Genomic DNA, 6564 nt, shown 5'->3' on the forward strand with positions numbered 1-6564 from the left:
CCGATGCTTGCGGCTTTTAGTCTGCTTATTCGGTGGTTTCCTTCCAGCCCTTCTCCATCAGCATTTTGCCAGGCCACGTGTACGCCATGATACCGCCATCGACGGTAATATCCTCGCCGGTCAGGTAGGCACTTTCGTCTGAGGCAAGGAACACGGCAAGATGGCCAATATCCTCAGGAACACCGAGCCGCCCGAGCGGGGTGATCCATTTGTTCGTTTCCCGGAACTGTTTCCCGGCTTCTTCTTCCTTCGTGCCCGCCAGCGAATCGATGAGCGGAGTTTCAATGGTTCCCGGAGAGATGGAGTTCACGCGGATGCCTTCGCGGGCATAATCGATCGCCATCCCTTTCGTGAAGTTGGTGACACCGCCTTTTGCGGCATTATAGCCCGAGCGGTTCAGGTCAGCGGCGCGCCCTGACATGGAGGATGTATTGATGATGGAACCTCCGCGCCCAAACATTAGCGGGATCAGGTATTTGCTCATCAGGAATGTTCCCCTCAAATCAACGGAATGGATCTTGTCAAACAGCTCCACTGGATACTCATGCACCTTTCCGCCTTCTGCATCTACGCCGGCATTGTTGAACAAAACATCAATATGGTTGTACTTTTCTTTAAGGTAGTTTGCGAATTCAACCACGCTTTCCTCGCTGGATACGTCCACATGGCAGGCTTCGGCTGTTCCACCCGCCTGTTTGATTTCTTCTACTGTTTTGTGATTGTCATCATCATTGATGTCCGCACAAATAACGGTCGCTCCTTCTTTGGCAAAGAGCTTCACCGTTCCTGCTCCAATCCCGGTTGCGGAACCGGTCACAACCGCAATCTTGTTTTCAAGTCTTCCCATCATAACAACCTCCTTTAATCTGTAGGGTGTATTCCTCGAGAAGAATAGGAATAAACATTAAGAAAAAGAGGGTAACCGTTTACAATAATTGGGATGGAGGGTATAACACAAGGAAAGCGAAGGGGGAAGGAAATTGAAAAAACTTTTTTTCAATATGAGTTTCTGCACTCTTTTACTGCTGCTCGGCGGGTGTTCATCAAAGCCGGAAGTAACACTCACCAAGGCAAGTGCAGTTATTATTCATGATAAAGATATAACAGGATCAGAAATCATAACAGAGGGTGAACGAAAAGGTGAAGATGTGGTGCCGACTTCTTTATATTATAAGTTTGTTCTAAAAAATACGGGTGATAACAAAGTGGGAGGGATACATAAGGATAAGCAGATAAAAATAAAGATTCAGCCTCGCGACTCCCTGGCTTTTCAGTCCAAACAAACCGTTGTATTTAACATTTTCAAGCCATGGGATTATGAGGAATCCGGATTAGGATATGGCGCATCGTATCCCTCCGAGTTAAAAGAAAATAAAAAGGAAGATTTTGCACTGACGTATGATGTGGGAGGCATTCACGTGCCTTCTGCTGCTAAATTGAAAAAGCTGAAGAGTAAAGCAATGGATGCGACGCTGGTGGTATACACGGGAAAGGAAGAAATCGCCCGGTTTGATTTGCGCCAATACAAAAAGTAACGCTGAAAACGCTCCGGGCATACCGGCCGGAGCGTTTTCTTATAATGCTTCTTTGATCACTTTTTTATAATATACCACCGACAGGATGCCGAAGATGGAGTACAGCGCGGTGTACAGAACCATAACCAGGATGATGGGTGTCCACAATTCAGTTCCAAAGAGGAACCACCCCGACTTCACGGCAAAATAACTGTGAATCAGCCCCAATACGAGCGGGATTCCGAAGTTGAACAGCTGCTTGAAACGAATTCCCGCAAGCAAATCTCCTCTCGAAAACCCAAGCTTTCGCAAAATCGTGTAGTTCGGCTTTTCCTCTTCACTCTCATCCATCTGCTTAAAATAGAGAATGCAGCCTGAGGTAATAAGGAATGCGAGTCCAAGAAAACCGACGATGAACATGATCAGACCCATGTTTTGCTTTTGTTCATGAAGCATTTCCATTCTTGAGAATTGGCCTGCTTTATACTGCTGCTTTTGAAACAGATCATTCGCTTTTTGGAGCTCGGTTTCCTTCGTGACATCAATGCCGACATAATGAGAGGCATCGGTTTGGAGGGATGGATCGAGCCCGTCTTTAAGGACCTGAAACACAGAATCGTTAACGACCGCTGTTGGCATTCCTGCTGAAAAAGGAATGGATACGACAGAATCCTTTTTCATGCCGGTATAGTTTTGCAACATTTTTTCCTTTTTCGTTTTCCATATGATTTGGCCGGAGTCTTGAATCTTAAAAAAGGATTGTTGAAGATCGGATACGCCTGTTAAATATATGTTCCGTTTGGAGAGGTTTTCGCCTTTTACATTAGAATCGCTGACCACGGAAAGTATTACGTTTTTTGGATTGAGCCCGGTGGCTGTAGAGGAAGCCTCAAGCTTCGCTTTCATAACAGAGGAAAGATCCGCCCTTACACGAAGAACTTCAACGTTCGTTTCCTTGAACCCAATATGATTCTCGTTTAACTTCTCCTTAAATGTACCGGCTGTATCAGTGTTAGTGAACGAAAATTGATTGGGCACATAATTTCGGGCAGTTTTTTCGGCAGAATAGTAAGAGATGTAGCTTAATGACAATAGCCCGATGGCGAGTGCGGACACGGTCGTAATGATCGTGAGCAAAAGAGCGTTCGATTTCATCCGGAACATAATGGATGACAGGGAGAGAACCTCATTTACGGACAGATATCCGTTTTTCTTTTTGCGGATGAGGTTGAACACAAAACGAACAGTCCCCTTATAAAACAAGTAGGTTCCCGTAATAACAAAACCGAGAATTGCAATCATCGCGAGATATAGCTTGGCCTCGTTGTTGAAATCACCTCCGAACAGCTTGGATGAAACATAATAGCCCACGATAATGAAAATTAAGCCAAGCATTCCGATTACAATCTCCAGCATCGAGATTTTACTGACCTTGCCTTCCGTCGATAAAACCACCCGGAACAGTGAAAGAATGGTTTGCCTTTTGATAAAAATAAAGTTGGTTAACATGATCAAAAGATAGATGCCCACAAAGACAATGAGAGTCTGGATCAAAGCCTGTGCGGAAAAATGAAGGGTGGCAATGGCTTCCACACCTGTGACTCTGTATAAAATCATGATGGCCAGCTTCGAGAACGCAAAGCCGAAAAGGATGCCCAAGAGAACGGATCCAAAGTAAAGAAGGAAATTCTCGGTTGTAAGGATAGAGAAGATCTTGTTTTTGGTCATACCAATCAGCTGAAACAGCCCGATTTCTTTGCTTCGCCTTTTAATGAAAATTTTATTGGCATATAACAGAAAGATGGTAACGATGCCTAGAAGTAAAACGGAAGCGGCTTTGAGTGCCGCCGCTCCTTTGATGGATCCCTTCGCTTCAGTCATGGAAGGATCGTACTGAAGGGTCACAAAGGCAAAGTAAAGGGCTGCACTGAAAATAAGCGCAAATACATAAAGATAATAGTTTTTCAGGTTCTTTTTCAGATTGCGGAAAATCAGCTGCTTAATGCTCATTCTGAACACCGCCAAGCACACCCTGCGTTTTCATAACATCCTTAAAAAACTCCTGCCTCGTCTGGTTTCCTTTATGAAGCTGGGTGTAAAGCTGGCCATCCTTGATAAAAAGGATACGGCTGCAATAGCTCGCTGCCACTGGATCATGGGTAACCATGATGATCGTCGCGTTCCGGCTCCGGTTCAGTTCTGAAAGCTTGTTCAGCAGGCCGGAAGCCGATTTAGAATCGAGCGCCCCTGTCGGCTCATCGGCAAATATAATGCTCGGCTGGTGGATAAATGCCCGTGCAGCAGATGTGCGCTGTTTCTGTCCGCCGGAAATTTCGTTCGGATATTTGTCCTTAAGCTCATAGATACCAAGCTCGTTTGCCAGCATGGTAAACCGGTGGTCTGCTTCTGCAGGTGAGATCTTCGTTACAGATAAAGGCAGCAGGATGTTCTCTTTTACCGTCAATGTATCAAGCAGGTTGTATTCCTGAAAAATAAACCCGAGATGGTGTTTGCGGAACTCGGCCAGTTGCTTTTCCTTCATTCCGGTAATCTCATTGCCCTCAATCATGATCGAACCGCTGTTGATCCGGTCGATGGAAGAAAGGACATTCAACAGGGTCGTTTTTCCTGAACCGGACGGCCCCATAATGCTGACAAATTCACCTTTTTCAAAACTAAAATCAAGCCCTTTCAGCACCTCTTGTTTATTGAATTTATTGCCGTAGCTTTTGTGTAGGTTTTTGGCTTCTAATATGGTCACTGATCCTGCACTCCTTTTGTTTCTTGATAACTAAAGTATAAAAGGAAAGAATTCTTTCTTCCTTCGATTCTCCGAACAAAAGGGGAAAGCATGTGACAAAGATGTCACATGCCCGTAATCTTCAAGAAGTCATTAGGTTTGGGGAACGATAGCGTGAATGTGGTTCCCTTTTTAAGCTCGGAATGTACCGCAATCCCGATCAGCAGAGGGGCAGCGGCTTTCTGTGCCAGATACAACCCCATACCTGTTGCTGCATGATCACCGTGGTGCACCGTTGAAGTAAAGCCCTTCTCAAAGATCCGCGGAAGGTCCCTCGGATCAATGCCGCGTCCATGATCTGTAATTTGAAGAAAGGCTCTTTCGCCGCGCGTACCGCTGGAAATGAGGATGTCTGAGTCTTTGCTGTATTTGACGGCGTTGGTCAGCAGCTGTCTTACAATGAAAGAGAGCCATTTGCTGTCACTTAATACTTCAGTTTCTTCCAGCTGCAAGGCAAAACCAATCCCTTTTTGAATGCACCAGGATTGAAGGGTTTTTATTTCCGAGAACAAAAGATCTCCAAGTTCCACTTTCTCCATATAAAGATCATTTTCCATAAAAGGGAGTCGTTTCTGGTGAAGCTGCTGATCCAGGAGGTAATGAATACGAAGCCATTCATATAAAAAAGAAGTTTTCAGCTTTTCATCCTCGAGACGGTCAATCATCAGCCGAAGGGCGGTCAGCGGTGTTTTTACTTCATGAATCCATCCCAGCAGATCATCCTTAGTCTCTTCCGTTTCAGCTTGATAATAGGCTGCTTTTTCTTTTAAATATGTACTCTGGCCGACCAGGCTGTTTTCTATAATTTTTTCAAACGGGGTTTCTGCTTCCGGCAGGCTGGTCAGGTCGAAATCGTTCTCCCGCTCCTTTAGCCGCTGATAGAATTTCGTTTCTTTTTGATAGCGATAGACCAGGAATAGAGTGAACAGAATCAGGCACAGAAAAATGACGTAAAGCACGGAACCGACTGGAATGGAAGAATCAATATAACAAACAGATAGAATAGCCAGCTGAAGAACAAGAAAAGCAGCAATCCAGCTTCGCCGTTCAATAAGGAAGGCGCGGATCATGAGAGGTCCTCTTCCAACGCCTTATATCCCTGGCCAACTTTTGTTTCAATATAGCGCCCCAATCCGATTTCCTCTAGCTTTTTCCGCAGGCGATTCACATTGACGGTAAGGGTGTTGTCACTGATAAACCGCTTGTCGTCCCAGAGGCTGTTGATGAGATGGTCCCTGCTTACAATTTTATTCTTCTGCTCTATAAGCAATTTCAGGATAAACATCTCGTTTTTCGTCAGTTCCACGGTTCCCTCCGCATGGGTTACCGTGTTTCTGTCATAATCAATTGTTGCTTTGGCCCACGTCCGAAGTTCTGTTTTCTCTGTACTATAGTTATACGCCCGACGGAGAATAGCCTGAATTTTAGCGATGAGCACATCAAAATGGAAGGGCTTCTGAACAAAATCATCTGCCCCAAATTGCATCGACATTACCATATCTGATGGATGGTCACGTGACGACAGAAAGATAATCGGTACGTTGGAATGTGAGCGGATCATCCGGCACCAATGGAATCCGTCGTATTTGGGCAGCTGGATATCCATGATCACCAGGTCGGGATTGAGGTCTGTGTACTCCTGAAAAACTGAGTTGAAGTCACTGATGCCGCAAATCTCATAAGACCATTGGCTGAGCCGTTCTTTCATCTCATGAAACAGCGAGGTATCGTCTTCTACAAGCAATAGTTTAAACATATAGGTTCACCACACGATCGTATCCTTATTTCCCTTATTATAGCAAAAGGGCGGGAGATCGATAAGGACGATTCAGGAGCCTTGCTGTTTGGGAGGGATACATCCTTGGAAATCGGGGTAAGAAGGAGAATAGATGTCCATGGTAAACCGTGTGATAGAAGAATAAGATGAAGGAGGGATGACCCATGACAGAAAAATTTCCGCTGCCAATCGGTACGGTTGTTACACTCGAGGGCTCCGACCGTCCCGTTATGATCTATGGACGCATGTCGATCGCTGCTGATGAAGTGTTGTTTGATTACATTGGATGCAGTTATCCGATAGGGCACAGCAACAGCAACAACAACGTCTACTTTCAGCATTGCAAGATCCAATCCATCCTTCATAAAGGTTATATCTCCGATGAAGAAGAGGATCTCAGCACCAAACTCGAAGTAGAACGAGAAAAATTAACCAGTGATGAGGAATATGGTGAAGAGACTATGTGAAGAAAA

Annotated in this window: 7 protein-coding genes; 2 read left to right on the forward strand and 5 right to left on the reverse strand. The window is 45.0% G+C overall.

What is annotated here, in order from left to right; all coding sequences use genetic code 11:
* Positions 1-25: 25 nt before the first annotated feature.
* Complete coding sequence (locus tag QYB97_RS25005) at positions 26-847, reverse strand: SDR family oxidoreductase (RefSeq protein ID WP_301168714.1); 822 nt, start codon at positions 845-847, stop codon at positions 26-28.
* A gap of 133 nt (positions 848-980) precedes the next feature.
* On the opposite strand from QYB97_RS25005, the gene QYB97_RS25010 reads away from it, so the two are divergent.
* The gene (locus QYB97_RS25010; RefSeq protein ID WP_301168708.1) at positions 981-1535 is read left to right on the forward strand and encodes a hypothetical protein; all 555 of its coding nucleotides are present in this window, start codon (positions 981-983) and stop codon (positions 1533-1535) included.
* A 39-nt stretch (positions 1536-1574) separates the two neighbouring features.
* Here the strand turns inward: QYB97_RS25010 and QYB97_RS25015 are convergent, their stop codons facing one another.
* The 4 genes from QYB97_RS25015 to QYB97_RS25030 all read right to left on the reverse strand — a co-directional run bounded on the left by QYB97_RS25015 (position 1575) and on the right by QYB97_RS25030 (position 6070).
* Entirely contained in the window at positions 1575-3524 is a 1950-nt protein-coding gene (locus QYB97_RS25015; RefSeq protein ID WP_301168709.1) for an ABC transporter permease, read from the reverse strand.
* Complete coding sequence (locus tag QYB97_RS25020) at positions 3514-4275, reverse strand: ABC transporter ATP-binding protein (protein WP_301168710.1); 762 nt, start codon at positions 4273-4275, stop codon at positions 3514-3516. Before QYB97_RS25020 ends, QYB97_RS25015 begins: the two co-directional genes overlap by 11 nt.
* 104 nt (positions 4276-4379) lie before the next feature.
* Positions 4380-5384: a sensor histidine kinase gene (locus QYB97_RS25025; protein WP_301168711.1), complete on the reverse strand. Its 1005-nt coding sequence runs from the start codon at positions 5382-5384 to the stop codon at positions 4380-4382.
* Positions 5381-6070 carry a response regulator transcription factor gene (locus QYB97_RS25030; protein ID WP_301168712.1) on the reverse strand — a complete coding sequence of 230 codons (690 nt, stop codon included), beginning with the start codon at positions 6068-6070 and terminating at the stop codon, positions 5381-5383. Before QYB97_RS25030 ends, QYB97_RS25025 begins: the two co-directional genes overlap by 4 nt.
* Before the next feature lie 185 nt (positions 6071-6255).
* Here QYB97_RS25030 and QYB97_RS25035 point away from each other — a divergent pair, with 185 nt between their 5' ends.
* Positions 6256-6558 (forward strand): DUF4176 domain-containing protein, encoded by a 303-nt coding sequence (locus QYB97_RS25035; protein WP_301168713.1) that lies wholly within the window; start codon positions 6256-6258, stop codon positions 6556-6558.
* Positions 6559-6564 lie beyond the last annotated feature (6 nt).

Source organism: Fictibacillus fluitans (assembly GCF_030418125.1).
Taxonomy (GTDB): Bacteria; Bacillota; Bacilli; order Bacillales; family Fictibacillaceae; genus Fictibacillus_C; species Fictibacillus_C fluitans.